This is a genomic window from Kitasatospora albolonga (genome assembly GCA_002082585.1).
Classification (GTDB): Bacteria; Actinomycetota; Actinomycetes; order Streptomycetales; family Streptomycetaceae; genus Streptomyces; species Streptomyces stephensoniae.
Genome location: CP020563.1, coordinates 5,365,518 through 5,392,068, shown reverse-complemented (window position 1 = coordinate 5,392,068; position 26,551 = coordinate 5,365,518). Strand labels below are relative to the sequence as shown.

The 26,551-nt window shown below is 71.1% G+C and carries 22 protein-coding genes and 1 pseudogene; 14 read left to right on the top strand and 9 right to left on the bottom strand.

What is annotated here, in order from left to right:
* Positions 1–22: 22 nt before the first annotated feature.
* Complete coding sequence (locus B7C62_24015) at positions 23–499, bottom strand: hypothetical protein (protein ID ARF74958.1); 477 nt, start codon at positions 497–499, stop codon at positions 23–25.
* A gap of 328 nt (positions 500–827) precedes the next feature.
* On the opposite strand from B7C62_24015, the pseudogene B7C62_24010 reads away from it, so the two are divergent.
* The 3 genes and pseudogenes from B7C62_24010 (at position 828) to B7C62_24000 (ending at position 2,740) form a co-directional block, all read left to right on the top strand.
* A pseudogene (locus tag B7C62_24010) lies at positions 828–2,096 on the top strand (hypothetical protein).
* 118 nt (positions 2,097–2,214) lie between these two features.
* Positions 2,215–2,484, top strand: coding sequence for a prevent-host-death protein (locus B7C62_24005; GenBank protein ID ARF74957.1), 270 nt, complete (start codon positions 2,215–2,217; stop codon positions 2,482–2,484).
* Positions 2,477–2,740 carry an addiction module antitoxin gene (locus tag B7C62_24000; GenBank protein ID ARF74956.1) on the top strand — a complete coding sequence of 88 codons (264 nt, stop codon included), beginning with the start codon at positions 2,477–2,479 and terminating at the stop codon, positions 2,738–2,740. The genes B7C62_24005 and B7C62_24000 overlap by 8 nt, the downstream gene beginning before the upstream one ends.
* A 168-nt stretch (positions 2,741–2,908) precedes the next feature.
* Here the strand turns inward: B7C62_24000 and B7C62_23995 are convergent, their stop codons facing one another.
* Complete coding sequence (locus B7C62_23995; GenBank protein ID ARF74955.1) at positions 2,909–3,997, bottom strand: redox-regulated ATPase YchF; 1,089 nt, start codon at positions 3,995–3,997, stop codon at positions 2,909–2,911.
* Between the two features lie 287 nt (positions 3,998–4,284).
* On the opposite strand from B7C62_23995, the gene B7C62_23990 reads away from it, so the two are divergent.
* Positions 4,285–4,956, top strand: coding sequence for a hypothetical protein (locus B7C62_23990; GenBank protein ID ARF74954.1), 672 nt, complete (start codon positions 4,285–4,287; stop codon positions 4,954–4,956).
* Positions 4,957–5,048: 92 nt separating this feature from the next.
* Here B7C62_23990 and B7C62_23985 read toward each other — a convergent pair whose 3' ends face one another.
* A complete protein-coding gene (locus B7C62_23985; GenBank protein ARF74953.1) occupies positions 5,049–5,786 on the bottom strand; it encodes a polyphosphate glucokinase in 738 nt (245 codons plus the stop codon).
* Positions 5,787–5,865: 79 nt separating this feature from the next.
* Positions 5,866–6,846, bottom strand: a complete 981-nt coding sequence (locus B7C62_23980) for a 4-hydroxy-3-methylbut-2-enyl diphosphate reductase (protein ARF74952.1) — start codon at positions 6,844–6,846, stop codon at positions 5,866–5,868.
* A gap of 97 nt (positions 6,847–6,943) precedes the next feature.
* Here B7C62_23980 and B7C62_23975 point away from each other — a divergent pair, with 97 nt between their 5' ends.
* The 4 genes from B7C62_23975 (at position 6,944) to B7C62_23960 (ending at position 10,884) form a co-directional block, all read left to right on the top strand.
* Complete coding sequence (locus B7C62_23975) at positions 6,944–8,362, top strand: amino acid permease (protein ARF74951.1); 1,419 nt, start codon at positions 6,944–6,946, stop codon at positions 8,360–8,362.
* A 109-nt stretch (positions 8,363–8,471) separates the two neighbouring features.
* The gene (locus tag B7C62_23970; GenBank protein ID ARF74950.1) at positions 8,472–9,683 is read left to right on the top strand and encodes an exodeoxyribonuclease VII large subunit; all 1,212 of its coding nucleotides are present in this window, start codon (positions 8,472–8,474) and stop codon (positions 9,681–9,683) included.
* Between the two features lie 152 nt (positions 9,684–9,835).
* On the top strand, positions 9,836–10,108 hold the full coding sequence (locus tag B7C62_23965) for an exodeoxyribonuclease VII small subunit (protein ARF74949.1): 273 nt from the start codon (positions 9,836–9,838) through the stop codon (positions 10,106–10,108).
* A 185-nt stretch (positions 10,109–10,293) separates the two neighbouring features.
* Entirely contained in the window at positions 10,294–10,884 is a 591-nt protein-coding gene (locus B7C62_23960) for a malonic semialdehyde reductase (GenBank protein ID ARF74948.1), read from the top strand.
* 96 nt (positions 10,885–10,980) lie between these two features.
* On the opposite strand, the gene B7C62_23955 is transcribed toward B7C62_23960, so the two are convergent.
* Entirely contained in the window at positions 10,981–11,586 is a 606-nt protein-coding gene (locus B7C62_23955) for a hypothetical protein (GenBank protein ARF74947.1), read from the bottom strand.
* Positions 11,587–11,770: 184 nt separating this feature from the next.
* On the opposite strand from B7C62_23955, the gene B7C62_23950 reads away from it, so the two are divergent.
* Positions 11,771–12,802: a fructose-bisphosphatase class II gene (locus B7C62_23950; GenBank protein ARF74946.1), complete on the top strand. Its 1,032-nt coding sequence runs from the start codon at positions 11,771–11,773 to the stop codon at positions 12,800–12,802.
* Between the two features lie 163 nt (positions 12,803–12,965).
* Here the strand turns inward: B7C62_23950 and B7C62_23945 are convergent, their stop codons facing one another.
* Together B7C62_23945 and B7C62_23940 are read right to left on the bottom strand one after the other, a co-directional pair.
* A complete protein-coding gene (locus tag B7C62_23945) occupies positions 12,966–13,337 on the bottom strand; it encodes a WhiB family transcriptional regulator (protein ID ARF74945.1) in 372 nt (123 codons plus the stop codon).
* A 166-nt stretch (positions 13,338–13,503) separates the two neighbouring features.
* Positions 13,504–14,214 (bottom strand): hypothetical protein, encoded by a 711-nt coding sequence (locus tag B7C62_23940; protein ID ARF74944.1) that lies wholly within the window; start codon positions 14,212–14,214, stop codon positions 13,504–13,506.
* A gap of 180 nt (positions 14,215–14,394) precedes the next feature.
* Here B7C62_23940 and B7C62_23935 point away from each other — a divergent pair, with 180 nt between their 5' ends.
* Positions 14,395–16,062 (top strand): fumarate hydratase, encoded by a 1,668-nt coding sequence (locus B7C62_23935; GenBank protein ID ARF74943.1) that lies wholly within the window; start codon positions 14,395–14,397, stop codon positions 16,060–16,062.
* Positions 16,063–16,658: 596 nt separating this feature from the next.
* Positions 16,659–17,963 carry a M18 family aminopeptidase gene (locus B7C62_23930; GenBank protein ARF74942.1) on the top strand — a complete coding sequence of 435 codons (1,305 nt, stop codon included), beginning with the start codon at positions 16,659–16,661 and terminating at the stop codon, positions 17,961–17,963.
* Positions 17,964–18,017: 54 nt separating this feature from the next.
* Here the strand turns inward: B7C62_23930 and B7C62_23925 are convergent, their stop codons facing one another.
* Positions 18,018–19,577: a hypothetical protein gene (locus B7C62_23925; protein ID ARF74941.1), complete on the bottom strand. Its 1,560-nt coding sequence runs from the start codon at positions 19,575–19,577 to the stop codon at positions 18,018–18,020.
* Between the two features lie 107 nt (positions 19,578–19,684).
* Between B7C62_23925 and aspA the strand changes: the two genes are divergently transcribed.
* The 3 genes from aspA to B7C62_23910 all read left to right on the top strand — a co-directional run bounded on the left by aspA (position 19,685) and on the right by B7C62_23910 (position 24,195).
* Positions 19,685–21,100, top strand: coding sequence for an aspartate ammonia-lyase (aspA, locus tag B7C62_23920; GenBank protein ARF74940.1), 1,416 nt, complete (start codon positions 19,685–19,687; stop codon positions 21,098–21,100).
* Positions 21,101–21,216: 116 nt separating this feature from the next.
* Positions 21,217–21,903 (top strand): hypothetical protein, encoded by a 687-nt coding sequence (locus tag B7C62_23915; GenBank protein ID ARF74939.1) that lies wholly within the window; start codon positions 21,217–21,219, stop codon positions 21,901–21,903.
* A 390-nt stretch (positions 21,904–22,293) separates the two neighbouring features.
* Complete coding sequence (locus tag B7C62_23910) at positions 22,294–24,195, top strand: serine/threonine protein phosphatase (GenBank protein ARF74938.1); 1,902 nt, start codon at positions 22,294–22,296, stop codon at positions 24,193–24,195.
* Positions 24,196–24,302: 107 nt separating this feature from the next.
* Here B7C62_23910 and B7C62_23905 read toward each other — a convergent pair whose 3' ends face one another.
* Positions 24,303–26,543 carry a penicillin-binding protein gene (locus B7C62_23905; GenBank protein ID ARF74937.1) on the bottom strand — a complete coding sequence of 747 codons (2,241 nt, stop codon included), beginning with the start codon at positions 26,541–26,543 and terminating at the stop codon, positions 24,303–24,305.
* Positions 26,544–26,551 lie beyond the last annotated feature (8 nt).

The following is a 26,551-nucleotide window of genomic DNA, read 5'->3' as shown; positions in this document are numbered from 1 at the left end:
CGCCTCAGCCAGGTATGAGCGTTCACATCTTGAGCAGCCGCTCCAGCATGAACGATGCGTCCTCGGATGGGCTGATGAAGAGCGACTGCACGCGGTAACGCCCCGGGGGGACATCCACTCGGATCACATCAGCCTCGCTGATCTCGTCGCCACGAGCCGCAGAGTCCAGCAAAAAGTAACGGCCGCCGAGGTCGATGTCGAAGACGTCCTGCCACTCGTCCGACGCCATGCTCCGCTCTACCGCGTTCTCCAGCCCAGTGTCGTTGTCGGCCGCGTGCCATCGGATGAACGTCATAGTGCGGTCAAGGTAGGTGATGGCCGACGGCTCCCCGCCCAAGGTGAGCACCTCACCGTGATCAGGCAGGGGAACTCTCCCGACGTACTCAATTCCCACCGCATCCGCCTCGGTGCCCTCCCAATCCGTCAGATACGGCTCCGGACACAACGCGTAGTACCCGAAATCCGTATCGAGCCACTCCACCGAACCTCCCAACCCCACTGACCGCTCCCGACCCTACCCACGCTCTGACAGCAATTTGACATCCATAAGAGCATCGCCCTCGCTGCCACGAGCAGCAAGGGCATCAGATGGTTGCTCGAGCGTGAGCCGTCTGCGGCCTGTGGCACGTATCGGCGGCACTGATGCCGGAGTCGGCTGGGACACTGCGGTCGTGATCAACGAGATGACCCCAGATCTTCCTGACGGCCCCGCCGACTCCCTGCCGCCCGGAGCACAGGCAGAGCTCGCCGGCACTGCCTGGGAGGAGCTGCCGCACGTCTGCACGGGGCAACACGGTGTGCCTGACACACCGGACGTCCTCGGCGCTGTGCTCGCCGTCGACCCGGCCCACAGGGCACGAGCGGTAGGCGATCTGTACCGGCTGCTCCTCCATCAGGATCAGGTGTTTCCGGCGACCGCTCCGGCGGCCTTGGTCCTGGCCGGTCTTCTCGACGATCCGCGCACTCTCGCCGAAGACCGGTGGGAACGCAGGGCCGGCCGGCGGTCGCTCCGCGCCGAACTGCTGAACTGGCTGGCTTCGTTCGCTGACATCGCCCGCCTGGACATCGAGGACGGCGTCGGCACGGCGCAGAATCTGGCTGCCGCCCGTGCGGCAAGGCCCGTACTCTACGACCGCATCGCGGACTTCTGCGATGCCGACGATCGACTGGTGAAGGAGGCCGCGCTCGCGGCCACCGCCCTGCTCCTGGCCGATCCCGCCCTCGCCTCGTCCGTACCCCGGTACGCGCCCGCCGTTCGCGAGGTCCTGGCCGTGAGCACGGACTCGTACTACCGGTGGATCGCCCGGGAACGGCTGGCTGCCTGGGGGGAGGATGTCGCTGGTCTCGTCACTGCGGAGAAGGAGCGCCGCGCGGCCCGGGACCGGGCAGGCGAGCTGGCGGAGGACCCGTTCGGAGGCCAGGAGCAGGAGCAGGCGATCCGCTGGCTGGAAGAGCAACCCAAGGACACCGCGGCTCCGGAACGACTCGGCCGCCGACATGAGGACCGGACCGTGCCCATACCGGCCGCCCCGCACGAGCCAGCACCCGAGCCGCCTGTGGCCGCCGCTGGAAGCGAGGCGGGGTACCGCGGCCCGTGGCGGATCGCCCGGGAGGAGGAGCGCGCCGAGTGGACGTTCACGTCGTACGTAGGAGTCGGCCCCCTGCACTTCGGGATGACCTTGGAGCAGATCACCCGTGCCCTCGGCGAAGAACCGGCCGTCTCGCCCTACTCCCACCACGGCGAAGACCAGCAGCTCAAGTACGCCGACTTCGCCAAGAGCGGGATCAGGGCCCTCTTTCACGACGGCCGCCTGGGGTGCGTCGCCGCAGACGCACTCACCGGCCCCCAGGCGAGACTGGACGCAGCCCCGCTGACCGGCTGCGCGCCTTCCCATGTGGAGGACTGGCTCGTCCACCGCACGACACGGCCCGACAGCCTGGCGTACAGCGTCGCCGGCGATCCGGTCTTCGCCGACCTCGGCCTGGCGATCCGCTCCCAGCGGGCCGACGACATCGTCCTGACCCGCCCCCTCTTCCTGCTCCACGACTGGCTCGACCTGTGGCACGCACTGCCCAGCGAGGAGTGGAACTGCTCAGAGAGCCCGGCGCCTCATGGCGCACGCGGAGCCGTAACGAAGAATGCCCATCCTCCACTCCCACCCATACCCGTTGCGTACACATGGGACATATGGGACATTCGGTACACTTGAGCGCATGACGCAGCCGCTGCCCACAGAGAGCATCCGCGACGTGCGCGCGCATTTGGCGGAGGTCGTGGAACGCGCCGACCGCGACGACGTACCCACCGTGATCACGCGCCGAGGCAAGGAAGTCGCCGCCGTCGTCTCCATCGAGGTACTGCGCAAGTACCAGGAGTGGGAAGAGCGCGAGATCAATCGGATCATCGACGAACGCATGGCCACCCCCGCACCCGGCATCCCGATCGAGGACATCATGAGGGAGACGCTGGCGCGCAGTGAGTGAGTGCCGAACCGTCTTCCGCCCCGAGGCGCAGGCCGAGCTTCGGAAGATCCCGCGCGAGATGGCACTGCGCATCCTGGCCAAGCTGACCGAGCTGGAAAGCGATCCGCTCGGCTTCAACACCACCGCACTCGTGTCCCAGCCAGATCGTCGGCGCCTACGGGTTGGCGACTACCGCGTCGTCTACACGATCGACAACGGGGAACTGGTGGTCTGGGTTGTTCACGTGGGACACCACTCCACCGTTTACGACACCTGACCACCACTGACCACACGTCAGAATATCCAGCACCCATCCAGCACGGGGACGACGAAGGGGTCGGGCTCGACAGGGCCCGACCCCGTCAGAAGGGGTCGGGCTCGACAGGGCCCGACCCCTTCTGACGTGTACGTTCGACCTGACTCCTAATATGCGGTGATCGCCTGGTTACACATTGAACCGGAACTCCACCACATCCCCGTCCTGCATCACGTACTCCTTGCCCTCCATGCGCGCCTTGCCCTTGGCGCGGGCCTCGGCGACCGAGCCCGTTTCGACCAGGTCGTCGAAGGAGATGATCTCCGCCTTGATGAAGCCCTTCTGGAAGTCGGTGTGGATCACACCGGCCGCCTCCGGGGCCGTGGCGCCCTTCTTGATGGTCCAGGCGCGGGCTTCCTTCGGGCCTGCCGTCAGGTAGGTCTGGAGGCCCAGGGTGTCGAAGCCGACGCGGCCGAGAGTGGCGAGGCCGGGCTCGTCCTGGCCCATGGACTGGAGGAGCTCCAGGGCCTCGTCGTCGTCGAGCTCGATCAGCTCGGACTCGATCTTGGCGTTGAGGAAGATCGCCTCGGCGGGGGCGACCAGGGCGCGCTGTTCGTTCTTGAAGTCCTCGTCGACCAGCTCGTCCTCGTCGACATTGAAGACGTAGAGGAAGGGCTTCGTGGTGAGCAGGTGCAGCTCGTGGAGCAGCTTGCCCTTCTCCGTGGCGGCCGTGATGCCCGCCGAGAAGAGGGTCTGGCCGGACTCCAGGATCTTCTGCGCGTCCTCGACCGCGGCGAGCACCGCGACCTTCTCCTTCTGGAGGCGCGACTCCTTCGTCAGGCGCGGGATCGCCTTCTCGACGGACTGGAGGTCGGCGAGGATCAGCTCGGTGTTGATCGTCTCGATGTCGTCCTTGGGCGAGACCTTGCCGTCGACGTGGACGACGTTCTCGTCCTTGAAAGCGCGGATGACCTGGCAGATCGCGTCGGACTCGCGGATGTTCGCCAGGAACTTGTTGCCCAGGCCCTCACCCTCCGACGCGCCCCGCACGATGCCGGCGATGTCGACGAAATCCACCGTCGCGGGCAGGAGCTTCTGGCTGTTGAAGATCTCCGCGAGCTTGTTCAGGCGCGGGTCCGGGACGCCGACCACGCCGACGTTCGGCTCGATCGTGGCGAACGGGTAGTTGGCCGCCAGCACGTCGTTCTTGGTCAGGGCGTTGAACAGGGTCGACTTGCCGACATTCGGCAGACCGACGATTCCGATCGTGAGCGACACTTTGGCGACTTCCTGGAGTGAGGACTGGAGTGAGGAGGGGAGCGAAGGGGATCAGGGGCGCCGGGGCCGGCTCGGCTGTTCGGGCCGGGTCCCGGAGTGGACCGATTCTCCAGTTTACGGGCGGGGGCTCCCTGCCCCGCACGGGTCCGCCCCCGGGACGCGGCCACCGCGCGTATACCGCCGAACAGGTTCGTTTTCGGCCCCGTCTCATCGAACGCAACGCCAAGGTCGGCCAAAGCGCGTGTCCAACGCCTGATTCCTCCCGCCCCGCGACCTACGTTGTCCCCGTGGAGCAGCCCAGGACACGTCCCCCGCAGCGCAGGCCGTCCCCGCAGGCCGCGCCCGCCCCCGCCACGCCCGCCCAGGGCGCCTTCGGTGAGAGTTCCACCGTCTACCGGGCGACGGGGGCGGCCGGAGGGCGGACGCGTACCGTGCCGCCCGTCCTGCTCGCCCTGCGGCGGTTCCCCAACCCCCGGCTCACCGGGATCGGGGCCGGGCTGTTCGCCTCCCTCACCATGTTCGTGCTCGCCTGTCTGGACCGGCTGCTGTTCGACAGCTCCGAGCTCGTCTACGGGCTGCTCTTCCTGCCCGTCAGCGCGCTCACCGCCCTCTGGGTCCGGCCCGCCGACCTCGTCACCGCACCGATCAGCGTGCCCATCGCCTTCGCCGTCGGGGTCTTCCCGATCTCCGGCGGGTCCAGCGGTTTCGGCGGGCAGACCATGGCCCTCGTCACCGCCCTCGCCGTGCACGCGGGGTGGCTGTACGGGGGCACGCTGATCGCGGGGCTCATCGCCTCCGTACGCAAGGTCCGGCAGATGCGGGCCCGGCGGCGGTATCTGCTGGCTCAGGGGCGTACGGGAGCGGAGAAGGGCCGGACCGCACCCCGGGCACCCCAGAGGGCCGCCGGGGCGGCTGCCCGGCCCGCCATCCGCGCCGACCGCTCCCGGGTCGGCAGGTAAGCCTTCTCCGGTGGGCAGGTAAGCCCCCGCGTCGGCAGGTAGCACCCGCACCCGGCCGACAGGCCGCGTAACACCCCGTAAGCGGCGGCCCGCTACTTCCCCGCCGCCGCCATCGCCGCCCCCACGATCCCCGCGTTGTTCTGGAGCTCCGCCGGGACGATCTCCGCGCGGACCTTCTCGATCAGCGGCAGGAACTTCTCCGCCTTGCGGCTCACGCCTCCCCCGATGATGAACAGCTCGGGCGAGAACAGCATCTCCACGTGCAGCAGGTACTTCTGCACCCGGTGCGCCCAGTGCTGCCAGCTGAGGTCCTCGTCCTCCCGGGCCTTCGTGGAGGCGCGCTTCTCCGCCTCGTGGCCGTGCAGCTCCAGGTGGCCCAGCTCGGTGTTGGGGACGAGGCGGCCGTCCACGAAGATCGCGCTGCCGATGCCCGTACCGAGCGTCAGCATGATCACCGTGCCTTTACGGCCCCGGCCCGCGCCGAACGTCATCTCCGCGATCCCGGCCGCGTCCGCGTCGTTCAGGATCGTCACCGGCCCGCCGACCCGCTCGCCGAGCAGCGCGGCGGCGTCCGTGTCGATCCAGCCCTTGTCGACATTGGCCGCCGTCCGCGTGACGCCGTCCGTGACGACGCCCGGGAACGTGATCCCGATCGGGCCCGACCAGTCGAAGTGGCCGACGACCTCCGCCACGCAGCCGGCCACGCCCTGAGGCGTGGCCGGCTGGGGTGTCAGTACTTTGTGGCGCTCCCGCGCCAGGTCTCCGCGGTCCAGGTCCACGGGAGCGCCCTTGATCCCTGAACCGCCGATGTCCACGCCGAAGATCTCCATGGAAACACCGTACGGGCAGGCCGGGGCCCGCGCCCTGCTACCCGGCCTTCTCGCGTCTGCTCGGCGGACAGGGCGGCGGCTACTCGGCGGACAGGGCGGCGGCCTCGGCGCGCAGGTCGCGGCGGAGCTCCTTGGGGAGGGAGAAGGTGATCGACTCGTCGGCCGTCTTGACCGTCTCCACGTCCGCGTAACCGCGCTCCGCGAGCCACTCCAGGACCCCGTCGACCAGGACGTCGGGGACCGAGGCCCCGGAGGTCAGGCCGACCGTCGTCACGCCCTCCAGCCACGCCTCGTCGATCTCGCTCGCGAAGTCGACCAGGTACGCGGCGGCGGCTCCGGCGTCGAGGGCGACCTCGACCATGCGGATGGAGTTCGAGGAGTTCTTCGAGCCGACCACGATGACCAGCTCGGCGTCCTCGGCCAGCTTCTTCACCGCGATCTGGCGGTTCTGCGTGGCGTAGCAGATGTCGTCGCTGGGCGGCGAGAGGAGGTTCGGGAACTTCGACTTGAGCGCGCCCACCGTCTCCATCGTCTCGTCGACGGAGAGCGTGGTCTGGGAGAGCCAGACGACCTTCGACTCGTCGCGGACCTCGATGTTCGCGACGTCCTCGGGGCCGTCGACGAGCTGGATGTGGTCGGGGGCCTCGCCGGAGGTGCCGATGACCTCCTCGTGGCCCTCGTGACCGATCAGGAGGATGTCGTAGTCCTCCTTGGCGTACCGGACGGCTTCCTTGTGGACCTTGGTGACCAGCGGGCAGGTCGCGTCGATGGTCGCGAGCTTGCGCTCGGCGGCCTCCGCGTGGACGGTGGGCGCCACTCCGTGCGCGGAGAACATCACGATGGAGCCCTCGGGGACCTCCGCGGTCTGGTCGACGAAGATCGCGCCCTTCTTCTCCAGGGTCTGCACGACGTACTTGTTGTGCACGATCTCGTGGCGGACGTAGATCGGGGCCCCGTACTGCTCCAGGGCCTTCTCGACGGCGATCACGGCACGGTCCACGCCCGCGCAGTAGCCACGGGGAGCGGCGAGCAGGACACGGCGGGCAGGCATTGCAGTCATGCGTCCCATCGTAAGGCCGTACCGAACAGGCGCCATGACGACCACATGGACAGACTGGTCGTGACGAGTGGTCACGGTCGGTGAGGGTGGAGGGTTGATGGCGTCGGTCCCGGGGAACGGCAGTGGAGGCGACAGCGGGAGCGGCGTCCAGGAGGGGCGCGGGAGCAGCGTTCAGGAAGGGCGGCTGCGGCGGTCCCTCGGGTTCCGGGACCTCGTCGTCTACGGGCTGCTGTTCATCGCCCCGATGGCCCCCGTCGGCATCTTCGGCACCCTGGACGCCCGGTCCGGCGGTTCGGTGGCCCTCGTCTACATCGTGGCCACCGTCGTCATGGGCTTCACCGCCTTCAGTTACGCCCAGATGGTGCGGGTCGCGCCCTTCGCGGGGTCGGTGTTCACGTATGCCCGCAAGGGGCTCGGGGAAGGGCCCGGGTTCGTCGCGGGGTGGATGGCGATGCTCGACTACCTGCTCATCCCGGCCGTTGCCTACCTCTTCTCCGGCATCGCCATGAACGCCCTGGTCCCGGAGGTGTCGCGGTGGGTGTGGACCGCCGTCGCCGTGCTGATCACCACGCTGCTCAATCTGTGGGGCGTACGGGCGGCGGCGCGGGTCGGGTTCGCCGTGCTGGCCATGGAGATCGTGGTGCTGCTGGTCTTCGTGGTGTCGGCCGTGGCCGTCCTCGTACGGGACGGGGCGCAGCGCGGGTGGCTGACGCCGCTCACCGGGGACACGGCGTTCTCCGTGGCGGCGGTGCTGGGCGCGGTCTCGGTGGCCGTCCTGTCGTATCTGGGGTTCGACGCCATCGCCTCGTTCGCCGAGGAGGTGACGGGAGGGTCCCGGAAGGTGGCGCGGGCGCTCCTCTTCTGTCTGATGCTCGCCGGGGTGCTGTTCGTCGCGCAGACCTATCTGGCGGCGCTCCTGGAGCCGATGGGCTCGGCGGAGCTGAAGGCCGATCCGGCGGCCCAGGGGTCGGCCTTCTACGACGCGGTGGACGCCTCCGTGGGGACCTGGCTGCACGATCTGGTGGCGGTCAGCAAGGCGATCGGGGCGGCGTTCGCGGCGCTGGCCGGGCAGGCCGCCGCCGGGCGGCTGGTCTTCGCGATGGCCCGTGAGCGGCGGCTGCCGCCGTTCCTGGCCAAGGTCGACCCGAAGTCGGGCGTGCCGCGGCTCGCGATCCTCGGCGCCGCGGTCGTGACCCTGGTGGCGGCGGTGTGGGCGGCCCGGCGCGACGACGGCCTCGACCACCTGGTGTCGGTCGTGAACATCGGGGCCCTGACCGCGTTCGTGCTGCTGCACGCGTCGGTGGTCGGCTGGTTCACCGTACGCCGGATGGCTGGGCCGCCCGTCTGGTGGAAGCACGTGCTGGTGCCGGTGGTGGGGGCGGGAATCCTCGTCGCGGTCATCCTGGAGGCGACGACGAGCGCCCAGGTGGTGGGGCTGTGCTGGCTGGGGGTGGGGCTCGTGGTGCTCGCGGTGCAGGGGGCGGGGGCACGGGAAGCGGGAAGCGGGCGGGGGTGAAGGGGCCGGGGGCACGGGGAGCGGGCGGCGGTGAGGGGGCGGGCTTTGCCTGACAGCTTCCGTTCGTGGGCCGCCTCCGCTGTCAGTGCGTCCCGATACGCTCGTGCGCATGGCTCTCAACACGTCCGCGGAAGCGCCGCTGCCCGTCGGTGAGGTGTCGCGCCTGATCGGGGGGTGGATCGACCGGCTCGGTGCGATCTGGGTGGAGGGGCAGATCACCCAGCTGTCGCGGCGGCCGGGTGCCGGGGTCGTCTTTCTGACCCTGCGCGACCCCTCGCACGACATCTCGGTGAGCGTCACCTGTTTCCGGCAGGTCTTCGACCGCATCGCCGACGTGGTGAGCGAGGGCGCGCGCGTCGTCGTCCTCGCCAAGCCCGAGTGGTACGCGCCCCGGGGGCAGCTGTCGCTGCGGGCCACCGACATACGGCCGGTCGGCATCGGCGAGCTGCTGGTGCGGCTGGAGCAGCTGAAGAAGTCGCTCGCCGCCGAGGGGCTCTTCGCGCTCGACCGGAAGAAGCAGCTCCCCTTCCTGCCGCAGCTCGTCGGGCTGGTCTGCGGGCGGGCCTCCGCCGCCGAGCGCGATGTCCTGGAGAACGCCCGCCGCCGCTGGCCCGCCGTGCGCTTCGAGGTCCGCAACACCGCCGTGCAGGGGGTGAACGCGGTCGCCCAGGTGGTCCAGGCCGTCGAGGAGCTGGACGCGCTGCCCGAGGTGGACGTGATCGTGGTGGCGCGGGGCGGCGGCAGCGTGGAGGATCTGCTGCCGTTCTCGGACGAGCAGCTGGTCCGGGCCGTGGCCGCCTGCCGTACGCCGGTGGTCTCCGCGATCGGCCACGAGCCGGACTCCCCGCTGCTGGACCTGGTGGCCGACCTGCGCGCCTCCACGCCCACGGACGCGGCCAAGAAGGTCGTACCGGACGTGGGCGAGGAGCTGGAGAAGGTGCGGCAGCTCCGCGACCGGGCCCTGCGGACCGTCCGGGGCATCCTGGACCGCGAGGAGCGAGGGCTCGCGCACGCGCTGGGGCGCCCCTCGATGGAGCGCCCCCAGCGGCTGGTGGACGAGCGGGCGGCGGAGGTCGACGCGCTCGTCGGGCGGAGCCGCCGGGTGCTGGGCCATCTGCTGGACCGGGCCGATTCGGAGCTCGCGCACACCCGGGCCCGGGTCGTCTCGCTCTCGCCCGCCGCCACGCTGGAGCGGGGGTACGCGGTGCTCCAGCGGCCCGACGGCCATGTGGTGCGCTCCCCCGACGAGGCCGGGGCGGCCGGGGAGCCGCTGCGGGCTCGGGTGTCGGAGGGCGAGTTCACGGTCCGGGTGGACGGGTGAAGCAGTCCGGGGAAAGCGGCGCGTGAAGCAGGCCGGAGGAAGCGGCGCGGGCAAGGCGGCACAAGCAAGCGGCAGAGGGAAGCGGCCGAGGACGGACGGCCCCGTGGCCGGGCCGGGCGGGGCCGGAAGACGACGAATCTAGGGTGGATCACATGACGGACGACGGTACGGCGGCGGCTGCCGCGACGAGCACGCTCGGGTACGAGCAGGCGCGGGACGAGCTGATCGAGGTCGTACGCAGGCTGGAGGCGGGCGGTACGACGCTGGAGGAGTCCCTGGCCCTGTGGGAGCGGGGCGAGGAGCTGGCGAAGATCTGCCGCCACTGGCTGGAGGGCGCCCGGGCCCGCCTGGACGCCGCGCTGGCCCGGCCGCAGGACGAGGCCGGCGGGGGCGGCAGCGCCGCGGGTCCGGCCACCGACGGCTGAGAGCGAGCCGACCGGAAGAGCTGGCCGGGAGAGCCGTCCGGGAGAAGCAGCCGGAAGAAGCGGAGAAGCACGGCCGCGTTGTGGAGTGGATCACTCCACTCCGGTTTTAGTTGAAAGTTAACCTATCTCTCCGTTACGGTCGTGCCATCACTTCCCCCACGCCCGTTCGGAAGGTTCGCACCCAGATGTCCCTCGTTCTCGACCCCGCCGCCCAGGACCTCCTCTTCCGCGAGGCCCGCACCGCCAACACCTTCACCGACGAGCCGGTGACCGACGAGCAGGTCCAGGCGATCTACGACCTGGTCAAGTTCGGCCCCACCGCGTTCAACCAGTCGCCGCTGCGTGTCGTCCTGGTCCGCTCCGCCGAGGGCCGCGAGCGCCTGGTGCAGCACATGGCCGAGGGCAACCGGCCGAAGACCGCCACCGCCCCGCTGGTCGCGATCCTGGCCGCCGACAACGAGTTCCACGAGGAGCTTCCGGCGCTGCTGCCGCACTTCCCGCAGGCCAAGGACCTGTTCTTCACGGAGCGCCCGGTCCGTGAGTCGGCCGCCGGTCTCAACGCCGCGCTCCAGGCCGCCTACTTCATCATCGGCGTCCGCGCCGCCGGACTGGCCGCCGGACCGATGACCGGCTACGACGCCGCCGGTATCCAGAAGGAGTTCCTGGACGGCGACCACACCCCGCTGATGGTCGTCAACATCGGCAAGCCGGGCGAGGACGCCTGGTTCCCGCGCAGCCCGCGCCTCTCCTTCGACGAGGTCGTCACGACCGTCTGAGCGCGCACGCCGTACGTGAGGGGCCCCGGAACACCTGGTGTTCCGGGGCCCCTCACGTACGTACAGCCACGTCCGTACAGCGGACAGGACCGCCCGTCAGGAGGCCGCGGCAGAAGCGGACGGGGAGACGGAAACCGAGGGCGAGGCCGACGGTACGGGCACGGAGCCCCCGACCGGCTCCGTCTTCAGCGCCTCGGCCATCTCCACCAGCCGCTCCTTGGGCGCCGAGCCGGTCACGACCGTCGTGTGCCCCTTCTCCAGCAGCACGAGGGCGTCGTACTTCGCGCCCTCCCAGTACTGCCACTCCCGGCCCGCGACCGTCTCGGTGGTCCCGGTGTCCTTGGCCTTCTGGCTGACCTGGGGGACATAGGTGCGCGCGTCGGCGGTGGACTGCTCGACCGCGACGTACTTGCGGTCCGGGTCGAGGAAGCCGAGGTGCCACGCCTTGCCCGCGGTGTGGTCGTACGAGACGGAGGTCGGCTTCCACTTCTCCGGGAGGCCCTCCGGCGCGGCGACCGGGTAGGGGGCCGCGATGCGCACCGTCGCCAGTTCGACGGTGAAGTCGACGGCCTTGATCGGGTCGGCGTTCTCGTCGTGCGGAATGAAGATGTAGATGACGCCCGCGCAGGCGGCGGTCACCAAGGTCGACAGGAACATGTTCCTGACCGTCTGCTTGCCTCGCTTGCTTGCCACGGGGTCCATGGTGGCACGGGGCCCGTGAGGCCCCAGCGTAGGGTCCCGGGCGGCGGCGGGCGTGACAGCGGGTGGCGGGGACAGCACGTATCGGGGCGCTCATGCGTGACCCGTACTGCTCATTTTATCGACCTACCGATAGAGTCACAGCACCCTCATATCCGGTCGTCGCCGTACAGAAAGGTGCGCTCCGATGTCCGAGCATCATCTGCCGTCCCAACTGGAGGTCTCCCCGGAGGCCCCCGACCGCAACCTGGCCCTGGAGTTGGTCCGGGTCACCGAGGCCGCCGCGATGGCCGCCGGGCGCTGGGTGGGCCGCGGCGACAAGATCGGCGCCGACGGCGCCGCCGTGAAGGCCATGCGCACCCTCGTCTCGACCGTCTCGATGAACGGCGTCGTCGTCATCGGGGAGGGCGAGAAGGACGAGGCCCCCATGCTGTTCAACGGCGAGCGGGTCGGCGACGGCACCGGCGCCGAGGTCGACATCGCGGTCGACCCGATCGACGGCACCACGCTCAACGCCAAGGGCATGCCGAACGCGATCGCCGTGCTGGCCGCCGCCGACCGGGGGGCGATGTTCGACCCGTCCGCGGTCTTCTACATGGACAAGCTGGTCACGGGGCCCGAGGCGGCGGACTTCGTCGACATCAACGCCCCCGTGTCGGTGAACATCCGCCGTGTCGCGCGGGCGAAGAACTCCACGCCCGAGGACGTCACCGTCGTCGTCCTGGACCGCCCGCGCCACGAGGGCATCGTCAAGGAGATCCGCGAGACCGGCGCCCGCATCAAGTTCATCTCCGACGGCGATGTGGCGGGCTCGATCATGGCCGCCCGCGAGGGCACCGGCGTCGACCTGCTGATGGGCATCGGCGGCACCCCCGAGGGCATCATCTCGGCGTGCGCCATAAAGTGCCTGGGCGGGGTCATCCAGGGCAAGCTCTGGCCCAAGGACGAGGCGGAGCGGCAGAAGGCGCTGGACGCGGGCCACGATCTGGACCGGGTGCTGTCGACCGACGACCTGGTCAGCGGCGACAACGTGTTCTTCGTGGCGACGGGGATCACCGACGGTGAGCTGATGCGCGGTGTGCGGTACCGCGCGGAGACGGCGACCACCGAGTCGATCGTGATGCGCTCCAAGTCCGGCACGATCCGGACGATCTCCTCGACGCACCGGCTGTCGAAGCTGCGCGCCTACAGCGCCATCGACTTCGACCGCGCGAAGTAGCCGGAAGGCACACGAACTAGCCGGAAGGCACGGGAAGCAGCCGGGAAGCGCGGGGAACGGAGAGAAAGAAGGGGTGCCGGGGCGGCTGCCGCCCTCGCACCCCATCTCTTCTTTCGCGCTCCCCCTGCGCGCCCTTTTCTTTCGCGTTCCCCTTGGCGCGCCCTCAGCCCGCCGCGGCTATGCGCTCCCCCGTCGCGGCGGCGGTCAGCTCGATGTCGCGCCGACGGCGGCGGGCCAGCGCGACCCGGCGTTCGGCGGCGGTGAGCCCGCCCCACACCCCGTACGGCTCCGGCTGCAGCAGGGCGTGCTCCCGGCACGCCACCATCACCGGACAGCGGGCGCAGAGCCGCTTGGCGGCCTCCTCGCGGGCCAGTCGGGCGGCGGTCGGCTCCTTCGACGGGGCGAAGAACAGCCCGGCTTCGTCCCGGCGGCACACCGCCTCCGAATGCCAGGGGCCCGCCTCGTCCTCCCGGGCGGGGGTCCGCTGGGCAGGAACGGCGGCGACCTGCGGAGGCTGATGCGGCGGTTGCAGCACGGTCTACTCCTGACGACGGCTACGGCTTCGCGAGCGAGAGACGATGCAGCAGTCCATACCCGCTGTGTGTACGCCTATGCACTCAGCGGCACCGGCGCACGGCGCGCGACAAGGGCTCCAGGTGGCGTTCTGGCTGATTCCCGAACGTGCGTCCGCCGTGCCGTCCTCAGTGCCCGAGGTGCTTGCGCAGCCGCCGCTGGAGGTCCGCGACGAACTTGCCCCGCTTGGGTTTGGCGTCCACTCCGCCGAAGAGGGAGAAGCCGTTCACGACGACGACCGGCGCTTCCGGGTCCACCGACTCCAGCGAGCGCACGTCGAACCCGCCGAAGACACCGGTCCCGCTGCCGCGCAGCGTGATGTTCTCCGGGACCCGGATGTCGACGCTGCCGAAGATGGCCGTCGCGTTGATGACGGTCAGCCGTTGGCCGAAAAGCGCCTCGGTCAGATCGATCTCCACGCTGCCGAAGAGGGAGAAGGCGTTCGTCCGGGGGCCGACCCGCCAACGGCCCTTGCGGGTGGCGCTGCTGAAGACCGCGACGAGGTTGTCGGCGGGGCCGTCGGGGACCTCGGGGCCGTACGCGTACGGCTGCGGCTCCGGGCGCGGGGCGGAGGCGTCCGAGGAGGAGGGCAGATCGCGGACCAGCGGCTGGAGCTCGCCGACGGTCTTGGCCCGGTAGACAAGGTCGACCCGCTCCGCGTGCTCGTCCGCCGTCAGCCGGCCCTCGGCCATCGCCTCCCGCAGGATGTCCGCGATCCGGTCGCGGTCGGCGTCGGAGGCGCGCAGACCGTCGCCGGGCGCGAACCCGGCGGGCGGGACCGGGGCGGGCGGCGCGGTGGCCGGCCGGGCGGGCTGCTGGGGCTGCTTCTCTGGGTCCACCGCCCCAGGGTACCCAAACGCGATAGATCGCGACTACCCCTCCGGACGGCGCGCCTCCCGCCCGCGGACCGCTCCAGGTGAGCCTTACCTCACAGGATCGGCCCGAAGGCGGCGTTCTACCCTGGTTGACGCGCTGCCCAAGGGAGGTCAGCCGCTGTCGCCGAGTGAGGAATGGCCGTAATGCCAGAGTTTGCGTACTCCGATCTGCTCCCCCTGGGAGAGGACACCACGCCGTACCGTCTGGTGACCGCCGAGGGTGTCTCCACCTTCGAGGCCGACGGCCGTACGTTCCTCAAGGTCGCCCCGGAGGCGCTGCGCACGCTGGCCGCCGAGGCGATGCACGACATCTCGCACTATCTGCGCCCGGCCCACCTGGCGCAGCTGCGCCGGATCGTGGACGACCCCGAGGCGTCCTCCAACGACAAGTTCGTGGCGCTGGACCTCTTGAAGAACGCCAACATCGCCGCGGCCGGTGTCCTGCCGATGTGCCAGGACACCGGTACGGCGATCGTCATGGGCAAGCGCGGGCAGAACGTGCTGACCGAGGGCGGTGACGAGGAGGCCCTCTCGCACGGCATCTACGACGCGTACACCAAGCTCAACCTGCGCTACTCGCAGATGGCCCCGCTGACCATGTGGAACGAGAAGAACACCGGCTCCAACCTCCCGGCCCAGATCGAGCTGTACGCCACCGACGGCGGCGCGTACAAGTTCCTCTTCATGGCCAAGGGCGGCGGCTCGGCCAACAAGTCGTTCCTCTACCAGGAGACGAAGGCCGTCCTGAACGAAGCCTCCATGATGAAGTTCCTGGAGGAGAAGATCCGTTCGCTGGGGACCGCGGCCTGCCCGCCGTACCACCTGGCGATCGTGGTCGGCGGCACCTCGGCGGAGTTCGCGCTGAAGACCGCCAAGTACGCCTCCGCGCACTACCTGGACGAGCTGCCCGCCGAGGGCTCCCCCACCGGGCACGGCTTCCGGGACAAGGAGCTGGAGGAGAAGGTCTTCGAGCTGACGCAGAAGATCGGGATCGGCGCGCAGTTCGGCGGCAAGTACTTCTGCCACGACGTCCGCGTGGTGCGCCTCCCCCGGCACGGCGCCTCGCTGCCCGTCGCCATCGCCGTCTCCTGCTCGGCGGACCGCCAGGCCACCGCGAAGATCACCGCCGAGGGCGTCTTCCTGGAGCAGCTGGAGAAGGACCCGGCGCGCTTCCTCCCCGACACCACCGACGAGCACCTGGACGAGGCCGGGGACGTGGTGGAGATCGACCTCAACCGGCCGATGGACGAGGTGCTGGCCGAGCTGACCAAGTACCCGGTCAAGACCCGGCTCTCGCTGACCGGCCCGCTGGTCGTGGCGCGCGACATCGCGCACGCCAAGATCAAGGAGCGCCTCGACGCGGGCGAGGAGATGCCGCAGTACCTGAAGGACCACCCGGTCTACTACGCGGGCCCGGCGAAGACGCCCGAGGGGTACGCCTCCGGCTCCTTCGGCCCGACGACGGCCGGCCGGATGGACTCGTACGTCGAGCAGTTCCAGGCGGCGGGCGGCTCGAAGGTGATGCTCGCGAAGGGCAACCGCAGCAAACAGGTCACCGACGCCTGCGGTGCGCACGGCGGCTTCTACCTCGGCTCGATCGGCGGCCCGGCGGCCCGCCTCGCGCAGGACTGCATCAAGAAGGTCGAGGTCGTCGAGTACGAGGAGCTCGGCATGGAGGCGGTCTGGCGCATCGAGGTCGAGGACTTCCCGGCGTTCATCGTGGTGGACGACAAGGGCAACGACTTCTTCACCGAGCCCGCCCCGGCGCCGACCTTCACCAGCATTCCGGTCCGGGGTCCCGGCCTGGGCTGACCGGCCGCGCAACGGCCTGCGGTCAACGGCCGGCAGTCACCGGGAGGGGGCGTCCGAACGGGCGCCCCCTCTTCCGTGTCCCGGCGCGGAAGCGACCCCCGTACGTCGAAATCAAGCCAATCTCGCAGCCGGGTACAACGCACCCCCGGCCGCCCCCGGAGCAGGTGCGGCCGAGCGCCCCGGCACACCCGCCGCCCCCCGCGTACGCCCTCCGGCCATCCCGGGCCGGGCGCTGTCAGCTCGCCCGAACGGGCCCCGCGCGCACCGGGCGCCGGGGAGCGCCCCCGGCCCGGACACCGCGGACCCCGCCCCGGCGGCCGGGCGGAGGGCCGGTCGGGCACCGCCTCTTTCCCGCACCCCGCCGTTCTGCGGGGTTGCGCCGCGCCGGGGCGGGAGCGAAGGGTTATCGAACGTTCCTGGAATTCTTCACCGGCCCTGGGTCCGTCGGGCACCCCTCGGTGCCCGACGGCCCCTTCGCCACGCAACCGCACAGCCGAGCCATCGCGCAGCCACGCGCGCGCACGACCGCACAGCGCAGCACAGCACAGCCACACCACCGCACAGCAACTGCCGAACTCCGGAAAGGCGGACGCCGAATGACTCCGGCCCCCCACCGCAGCCACACCGACGACCTGCTCGCCTTCATCGCCGCCAGCCCCTCCCCGTACCACGTGGTCGCGAGCGCCGCCCAGCGGCTGGAGAAGGCCGGGTTCCGCGAGCTGCTCGGCACGGACGACTGGGCCGGGGCCAGTGGCGGCTGCTTCGTCAGCCGGGCCGGTGCGCTGATCGCGTGGTACGTCCCCGAGGGCGCGCCCGCGCACACCCCGTTCCGGATCGTCGGCACCCACACCGACTCGCCGAACCTGCGGATCAAACCCGCCCCGGACACCGGCAGTTCGGGGTGGCGGCAGATCGGGGTGGAGATCTACGGCGGGGTCCCGCTGAACACCTGGCTCGACCGGGACCTGGGCATCTCCGGGCGGCTCGCGCTGCGCGGCGGCCCGGACGGCACCCCGCGCAGCAGGCTGGTCCAGATCGACGAACCGCTCCTGCGGGTGCCCCAGTTGGCCATCCATCTGGACCGCTCGGTCAACGACGGGGTGGCGCTGGACCGGCAGCGGCACATCGCCCCGATCTGGGCGCTCGGCGATCCGCGCGAGGGCGAGCTGCTGCGGCTGGTCGCGGAGGCGGCCGGGGAGGACGCGGCCGATGTGCTGGGCTGGGACCTGATGCTGCACGACATCCAGCCGCCCGGATACCTGGGCGCGGAGCGGGAGTTCGTCGTGGCGTCCCGGCTGGACAACCAGGTCTCGGTGCACGCCGGGGTGACCGCCCTGGTCGACGCGGCGACCGGGGTCACCGAGCCGTCCTTCGTCCCGGTGCTGGCCGCCTTCGACCACGAGGAGGTCGGCAGCGGTTCCGAGACGGGCGCCCAGAGCCCGCTGCTGGAGCGGGTCCTCTCGCGCTCGGTGGCGGCCCGGGGCGGCAGCGACGAGGACTGGTCGCGGGCGCTGGCGGGCGCGTTCTGCGTCTCCGCCGACATGGCCCACGCGGTGCACCCCAACTACGCGGAGCGCCACGACCCCGACCACCGGCCGCTGCCCAACGGCGGCCCGACCATCAAGGTGAACGTCAACCAGCGGTACGCCACCGACTCCACCGGCATCGCCGTGTTCACCGCCGCCTGCGAGCGGGCGGGCGCCCCCTGGCAGCCGTTCGTCTCCAACAACGCGATGCCCTGCGGCACGTCGATCGGCCCCCTCACCGCCGCCCGCCTCGGCGTCACCACCGTGGACGTGGGTGTGCCCGGGCTCTCGATGCACTCGGCGCGCGAGCTGTGCGGGGTGGCCGACCCGGCGTATCTGGCGGCCATCCTGGGCGCGGTGATGGCCGGGAGATGACGGCACGCGGTGGGTGGCGGACGGTCCCGCCACCCACCGCGCGCCGGATGCCCGCTACGCGAAGCGCTGCTTCGCGCTGCCGTCGCACGTCTGGAGCCTGAGCGGGTCCTTGGCCCCCGCCAGCGTCAGACAGAGCCCGGTCGCGGCGGCCGGGCGGATGGTGCCCGCCTGCCGGACGAACTTCTGGTTGGGCGCGCCCGCGCAGTTCCACACGATGAGCGTGGCGCCCGCGTTGTACCTGGCGCCCGGCACGTCCAGGCACCGGTCGTGGCTGAGCGCGGTGCGCAGGGTCTGCGTACCGCTGTCGTACCACCAGTTCTGGTTCCGGCCGCCGTGGCAGTCCCAGCCGCCGATCGCGGTGCCGTTGCGGGTCACCGAGGCGGGGACGTCCACGCAGGTGCCGGTGGCCTCGTTCCGTACGGGGGTGAACAGGTCGTCCCAGGCCGCGCCCTGGAGGACCGGGTTGCCGGTGCTGGCCGGGTCGGCGCAGCTCGCCTCGCGGAGCCCGGAGTCGTACATCTGGGTCAGGCAGGAGGCGAAGGCGCGGTGACCGGCCGCGTTGGGGTGGAAGGACTGGCGTACGGAGTTCTCGTCGGGCAGTCCGGGCTTGCCCAGGTCGATGTAGAGCCCGCGCGCCCAGGGGGCCTCGCTGCACACCTCGTGGCCGTGGAAGAGGCGGGAGTTGTCGAGGTAGGCGGCGCCTGTGGAGGCGGCCGCCTTGCGCATGCCGACCTGGAAGGCGGGGACGGCGGTGTTGCGGCCCCAGACGGTGTCGGAGTCGTAGCCCATGCCGCCGCAGATGAGCTTGCCGGGGAAGTTCGGGTTGTCGCGGAAGTCGGGGCCGATCGGGCTGGGATAGCCCATCAGGACCAGCTTGTAGTCGCTGTCGGCGTATCCGGCGCCGGTCATCACCGTGCGCAGATCGCGGACGGTCGCCTCGACCTTGGGGACCAGGGCGTCGACGCGGGCCTGCCAGCCGCCCGCGTACTTGGGCTCGCACGGGCCCTGGAGGGTGAGGTAGCGGACCACGCAGTCCGTCATGACCGGGCCGAACTGGAGATCGTCGTTGGCCCCGGCGACCAGGACGATCATCTTGATGCGGGTGTTGCGGGCCTTGATGGCGAGGCTGTCGCTCTGGACGAGCTCGTCGGCGTACTGCTTGTTTCCGCCGATTCTGATGTTCCCGGTATAGGCACCGGAGCACGAGACGTTGTACGTGACGTCCGCCGCGATGCCCGTGCGGTGGATGGCGGCCTCCGGGGAGCGGTGGCACCAGTTGTCCGGCCCGTTCGTTCCGGGGTCGTAGGTGCCGACGCCCTCGCCGGAGATCTCGCTGTCGCCCAGTGAGATCAGCCCGGTCTTGCGTTCGGCGAGCGGCCGTTCGGCGGGGCTGCCGTACAGCCGGGTGGCCTCGGCCGCCCGGATCGTTTCCAGCGCGGGCGGGAGAGGAGTGGATGCGACCGTGCTGGTGCCGGTGCCCGATTCGGCCGCTCCGGCCGGTCCGGCGACCGCCAGAGTGGTGGCCGCCACCGCGAACGCGGCGGTGACAGCGGCCGTACAGCGGAGCCGGCGAAGGCTGCGGAGCCCTCGAAGTCTGAGCCTGGTGCGCGTCATTGCGCCTCCCGGGTGAGTCGTTACCCCCGGTATTTACTGGCCGGTAGGCGACTTGGGAATACATAGAACAAGACACGTGCTCATCTTTTTCAGGAGGTTTAAACACGATGGCCGACACAACCGCGGATCAGCAGGGCGGTCCGGAGTTCCGGACCGAGCACGACTCGATGGGCGAGGTGAAGGTCCCGGCCCACGCCAAGTGGCGTGCGCAGACCCAGCGGGCGGTGGAGAACTTCCCCCTCTCCGGGCAGCGTCTGGAGCGGGCGCACATCGAGGCGCTGGCCCGGATCAAGGGCGCGGCGGCCAAGGTCAACGCCGAGCTGAAGGTGCTCGATCCGGACATCGCGGACGCGATCCAGGAGGCGGCGGCCGAGGTCGCGTCGGGCCGCTGGGACGAGCACTTCCCGGTGGACGTCTTCCAGACGGGCTCCGGCACCTCCTCGAACATGAACACCAACGAGGTCATCGCCACCCTCGCCACCGAGCGGCTCGGCCGCGAGGTCCACCCCAACGACCATGTCAACGCCTCGCAGTCGTCCAACGACGTCTTCCCCTCCTCCATCCACATCGCGGCGACCGCCGCCGTCACCGCCGATCTGATCCCCGCACTGGACCATCTGGCGGAATCCCTGGGGCGGAAATCAGCCGAGTTCGCGGAGGTCGTCAAGTCCGGCCGTACGCATCTGATGGACGCCACCCCGGTCACCCTCGGCCAGGAGTTCGGCGGCTACGCGGCCCAGATCCGCTACGGCGTGGAGCGGCTGCGCGCCTCCCTGCCCCGGCTCGCCGAACTCCCCCTGGGCGGTACGGCGGTGGGCACCGGCATCAACACCCCGCCCGGCTTCTCCGCCGCCGTGATCGCCGAGGTCGCCTCAGCCACCGGGCTGCCGCTGACCGAGGCCCGCGACCACTTCGAGGCGCAGGGGGCCCGGGACGGGCTGGTGGAGACCTCGGGCCAGCTCCGGACGATCGCGGTCTCGCTCACGAAGATCTCCAACGACCTGCGGTGGATGGCCTCCGGACCGCGCACCGGCCTCGCCGAGATCAACCTGCCCGACCTCCAGCCGGGCTCCTCGATCATGCCGGGCAAGGTCAACCCGGTGATCCCGGAGGCGGTCCTGATGGTGGCCGCCCAGGTGACGGGGAACGACGCGACGGTCGCCACGGCGGGCGCGGCGGGCAACTTCGAGCTGAACGTGATGCTCCCGGTCATCGCGAAGAACCTGCTGGAGTCCGTACGGCTGCTCGCGGGCGCCTCCCGGCTGCTGGCCGACCGCACGGTGGACGGCATCACGGCCAACGTGGAGCGGGCCCGCGCCTACGCGGAGTCCTCGCCCTCGGTGGTCACCCCGCTCAACAAGTACATCGGGTACGAGGAGGCGGCGAAGGTCGCCAAGCAGTCCCTCAAGGACGGCACGACGATCCGCGAGACCGTGCTGGCCTCGGGTTATGTCGAGCGCGGCGATCTGACCGTGGAACAGCTGGACGAGGCGCTGGACGTGTTGCGGATGACACGGCCGTGACGGATGTGACGTGTGGGGTCGTCCGGTGTGCCCGGACGACCCCCGCCGGATCACCCGGGCACACCGGGTGACCTGAGTCGCAGCGGGCGGGCGCGGGCGCTCCGTAAGATCTCTCCATGACAGGTACGGGAGAGTGCGCACGCTGGGCGCCGGGGGACCAGATCCTCTGGCGCTACCGCGACAACGGCCGGGCCCACCGGGCGCCGGGCGCCCCGCCCGTCCACATCTGCCGCCCGGTGACCGTCGTCCAGGACACCGACGACCTGCTCGCCGTCTGGATGGCGCCCGGCACCGAATGCGTACGCCCGGTCCTGGCGAACGGCACCCAGGTGCACGCCGAACCGCTCGCCACCCGCTACACCGCGCCCCGCACCACCACGCGCTCCACCTGGTTCGGGGCCGGGGTGCTGAAGCTGGCCCGGCCCGGGGACCCGTGGTCGGTCTGGCTCTTCTGGGACCGGGGGTGGACCTTCCGGAACTGGTACGTGAACCTGGAGGAGCCGCGCCTCCGGTGGTCCGGAGGGGTGGATTCCGAGGATCACTTCCTCGACATCTCCGTGCACCCGGACCGGAGCTGGAAGTGGCTCGACGAGGACGAGTTCGCCCAGGCGCAGCACGTCGGCCTGATGGACCCGGCGACCGCCGTCCGGGTCCGGGAGGCGGGCCGGGCGGCGGTCGAGGTGATCTCGGGGTGGGGCTCGCCGTTCCGGGACGGCTGGGAGCACTGGCGGCCCGATCCGCGGTGGCAGATTCCGCCGCTGCCGGATGACTGGGACCGCACCCCTGCCCATATGCCGTCGTGAGACCCTGGACGCACCCCCCGGGGCCCGGTCGGCAGGCCCGGCTCCCCGAGGGAGGCGCCGGCGCGAACGGCGCACACCACACCGGAACTGACCACAAGTCATCGCACCGGTCGTGCGGAGGGACGGGCCACGGACCCGGCCGTACCGCCCGGTCGCAGGCCACCACGAGGGGGTGGGAGAGATGTTCGCTGCCCGCTGCCGCACCGCCGTGCGCGGACCGGCCGCCGTGCGGAACAGCGTCGTCCGGCCAACTCCCGGACGCTCGGTTTCGGCCTCGCGCGCGGGGGCATCCGCAGACAGCCGTTGTCCTCATCGCGGTCGCCGGGGCACAGTGGCGCCTCACGAAGTGACTGCCCCATACAACCGGCCCGGACGGACGGAACCCCACGCGTGACGGAGCACCCCACCTCCCACGAAGGCCGGCAGCCTCTCGCGGCGCGGCAGCAGGAGCGCACCCGGCCCCGGCAGCAGGACGCCTCGGCGGCGGCCGCCGCGGCCGCGATCCCGGCGCCCGCCGCCGCGCCGAACCCGGGCCCCGGACCGGCCGCCGTCGCCGAGGCCCAGTCGGCGACCCGCCGCGAGGGCGACCGGCTGCGCTTCGTCGGGGCCGCGACCCGGCGGATCGCCCGGGGCATCGACCTGGACGAGATCGTGCTGGGCCTGTGCCGGGCGAGCGTGCCGACGTTCTCCGACGCGATCCTGGTCTATCTGCGCGATCCGCTGCCGGTCGGGGACGAGCGGCCGGTGAGCCCGTTCGTGCTGCGGCTGCGCCGCAGCGACCGGCTCCGCCTGACCGACGAGGACGGCGAGGCCGGTGCGGAGACGGAGCGGCTGCGGCCCCTCCTCGCCGACCCGACGGCCGATCTGATGCCCGCCGCCGAGCTGTGCGAGGTGCGGGCGGGCGGCGCGCTGGCGGAGGTGCTGCGCGGGGTGCGGCCGGTCTTCGGCGACTCGGCGGCGGCCCGGGCCGCGCTGCCCGAGCTGCTGGGCCCCGGGCGTCCGGTCCCCACCGGCCACCGGGCGATCCTCGCCCCGCTGCGCGGCAGACGCCGGGTGATCGGCGCCGCCGTCTTCGTACGCTCCACCGAGCGGCCCCCGTTCGAGGCCAGTGACCTGCTGGTCGCCGCCCAGCTGGCGACGCACACCGCGCTCGGCATCGACAAGGCCGTGCTGTACGGGCGCGAGGCGTACATCGCGGACGAACTCCAGCGCACGATGCTCCCCGACTCGCTCCCCCAGCCCACCGGCGTACGCCTGGCCTCGCGCTATCTCCCGGCGGCCGAGACGGCCCGGGTCGGCGGCGACTGGTACGACGCGATCCCGCTGCCCGGCAGCCGGGTCGCGCTGGTCGTCGGCGATGTCATGGGCCACTCCATGACCTCCGCCGCGATCATGGGCCAGCTGAGGACCACCGCCCAGACCCTGGCCCAGCTCGACCTGCCGCCGCAGGAGGTGCTGCACCACCTGGACGAGCAGGCGCAGCGGCTCGGCAGCGACCGCATGGCCACCTGCCTGTACGCGGTGTACGACCCGGTCGCGCACCGGATCACCATCGCCAACGCCGGACACCCGCCGCCCGTGCTGCTCCACCTGGGCGGCCGGGCCGAGGTGCTGCGGGTGCCGCCGGGCGCCCCGATCGGCGTGGGCGGGGTCGACTTCGAGGCCGTCGAGCTGGACGCCCCGGCCGGTGCCACGCTCCTCCTCTACACGGACGGGCTGGTCGAGTCACGGCTGCGGGACGTGTGGACGGGCATCGAACAGCTCCGGGAGCGCCTCGCGGCGACCGCGCAGCTGACGGGGGACGACCACTCCCCGCCGCTGGAGGCCCTCTGCGACGACGTGCTCGACATCCTGGGCCCGGGCGACCGGGACGACGACATCGCGCTGCTGGCCGCCCGCTTCGACGGGATCGCGCCGAGCGATGTGGCGTACTGGTATCTGGAGCCGGAGGACGCGGCCCCGGGCCGGGCCCGCAGGCTGGCCCGGCGGGCGCTCACCCGGTGGGGTCTGGACGATCTGTCCGACGAGGTGGAGCTGCTGGTCAGCGAGGTCGTCACCAACGCGGTGCGCTATGCGGAGCGGCCGGTGACGCTGCGGCTGCTGCGGACCGACATCCTGCGCTGCGAGGTCGGCGACGACTCCCCGCAGCTGCCCCGGCAGCGCCGGGCGCGGGAGACGGACGAGGGCGGGCGCGGGCTGTTCCTGGTCAACCGGCTGGCCCGGCGGTGGGGCGCGACACGGCTGTCGACGGGCAAGGTGGTCTGGTTCGAGATGGCGACCCCGAGCCCGTAGCCGTAGCCGTACGGGCGGGGTTCGGAACCGTACGGATACGTGCGTGACGAAGAGGGGCGGTGCCGGGATCGGCACCGCCCCTCTCCGTCATGCGGTCGTGCGCGCGGTCACTCCCCCTGCGCTCCCCCGCCACCGGGCCGCTCGCCCGGCTGCCCGTCGCCCTCCCCGGGCAGCGGCGGCAGCTCGGGGGTCGGGGTCTTGGTGGGCGGGGTGACCGGCGGCGGGGAGCTGGTCGGCGGGAGCGAGGGCGACGGGGGCGTCTCGGTCGGCTTCTCACTCGGGGTCCGGGACGGCGTGTCCGACGGGGTGGGCTTCTCGCTCGGGGTCGGCTCCTGCGACGGGGCCACCGAGGGGGTGGGCGGTGCGGGGACCTCGCCGCGCTCCACGTCCTGGAGGTCGAACGTCGCGTCCGAGCCGCCGCCGAGGGCGCCGAGGGTGTAGTCCGCCCAGATCCGGGCCGGGAAGCCGCCGCCGTTGGCCCGGCCGGAGTTGGCCGTACCGGTCAGGGAGACCTGCCTGCGTCCGCCGTCGGCCTCGCCGAAGAGGGCGACGACGGTGGTCAGCTCGGGGGTGTACCCGGCGAACCAGGCCGACTTGTTCTCCTCGGATGTGCCCGTCTTGCCCGCCGCCTGGTAGGCGGAGGTGCTGGCGGCGCGGCCGGAGCCGGACTGGACGACCCCGGTGAGCGAGGACGTCACGGTGTCGGCCGACGCGCGGCTGATCACCTGCTGCTGCTTGGGCGCCTCCGGCTTCACCGTACGGGCGCGGTGCTCGGCGGACTGGAGGATGTGCGGGGTGACCTTGCGGCCGTGGTTGTCGAGGGTCGCGTAGACGCCCGCCATGTCCCAGGTGGAGGCGTTCATGGTGCCGAGGGAGACGGCGGGGCGCTCGGGGAACTCCTTGTCGGGCACACCGACGGCGAGCGCGGTCTTCTTGGTGGCGGCGGGCGTCACGTCCACGATCATCTGCGCGAAGACGGAGTTGACCGAGCTGTTCATCGCCTTCTGGACGGAGATCGGGCCGTAGCTCCGGTCGTCCTCGTTCTGCGGGTTGAACGGGGTGTCGCTGCCGACGACGGGCCGCTTGCTGGTGCCGTCGTAAACGGTGTTGAGCCCGATCAGGCTGCCGTTCTGGGTCTTCGCCTCGTTCTCCAGGGCGGCGGCGAGCACCAGCGGCTTGAAGGTGGAGGCGGGCTGGTAGTCCTGGCGGGTGGCGTTGCTGACGTAGTGCTTGACGTAGTCCTCGCCGCCGTACAGCGCGAGGACCTTGCCCGTCTTCGGGTCGACGGAGGTCGCACCGGCCTGGACGGTGGCGTCGGTCTTGTTGCCCTCGCGGTCGAGCTGGGACTCCAGCTCCTTCTTCACCGACTTCTCCAGCTGCCGCTGGTGCTTCTTGTCGACGGTGAGGGTGAAGGTCCAGCCGCCCGCCTCACGGTCCTCGGCGGAGATGCCCTGCTTGTCCAGCTCCTTGTTGACCGCCTCGACGAGATAGCCGGTCTGGCCCTCCATGCCCTGGGCGGGCTTGGGCTTCTGCGGCTCGGGGAACTTCTGCCGGGCCCGCTCGGACTCCTCCAGCCAGCCCATCTCGACCATGTTCCGCAGGGTGTAGGCCCAGCGCTCCTCGACCAGGCGCTTGCTGGTGTCGGTGGCGGTGGACCAGTCGTACTGGCTGGGGGCCTGGAGGACGGAGGCGAGGTAGGCGCCCTGGGAGACGTTCAGGTCCTCGGCGTCGATGCCGTAGTACGCCTGGGCCGCCGCCTGGATACCGCTGGCGCCGCGTCCGTAGTAGGCGGTGTTGATGTACCCGGCGAGGATCTGCTCCTTGGACTGCTGCTGGTCGACCTTGAGCGAGATCACCAGCTCCCGGAGCTTGCGGCTCACGGTGGGGTCCTGCGTCAGGTAGTAGTTCTTCACGTACTGCTGGGTGATGGTCGAGCCACCCTGCTTGCCCTTGCCGCTGAGCGTGTTGAACAGAGCGCGGGTCGTGCCCTTGAAGTCGACGCCGTCGTCCTTGTAGAAGGTCTTGTTCTCGGCGGCGACGAAGGTCTGCTGCACCTGCTTGGGCACCTGGGCCAGGTCCACGATCTGCCGGTTGACGCCGTTGTTGGAGCGGGCGAGGACCGTGCCGTCGCTGTACTGGTAGACGTTGCTCTGCCGCTCGGCCATGGCGTTGGGGGCGGGGACGGGGACGTACAGGTAGAGCGCGAGGAAGGCACCCATGCCCAGCAGGACGATCCCGAAGAACGTCCCCAGCAGCTTCCGCCAGGTGAAGAATCTGCGTATGCCGCCCTTCTTCGCGGCCTGGCGCGATTCCCGCGCCTGAGCCCGTCGCGCGTCCGCTCGACCCATTGCTCTGT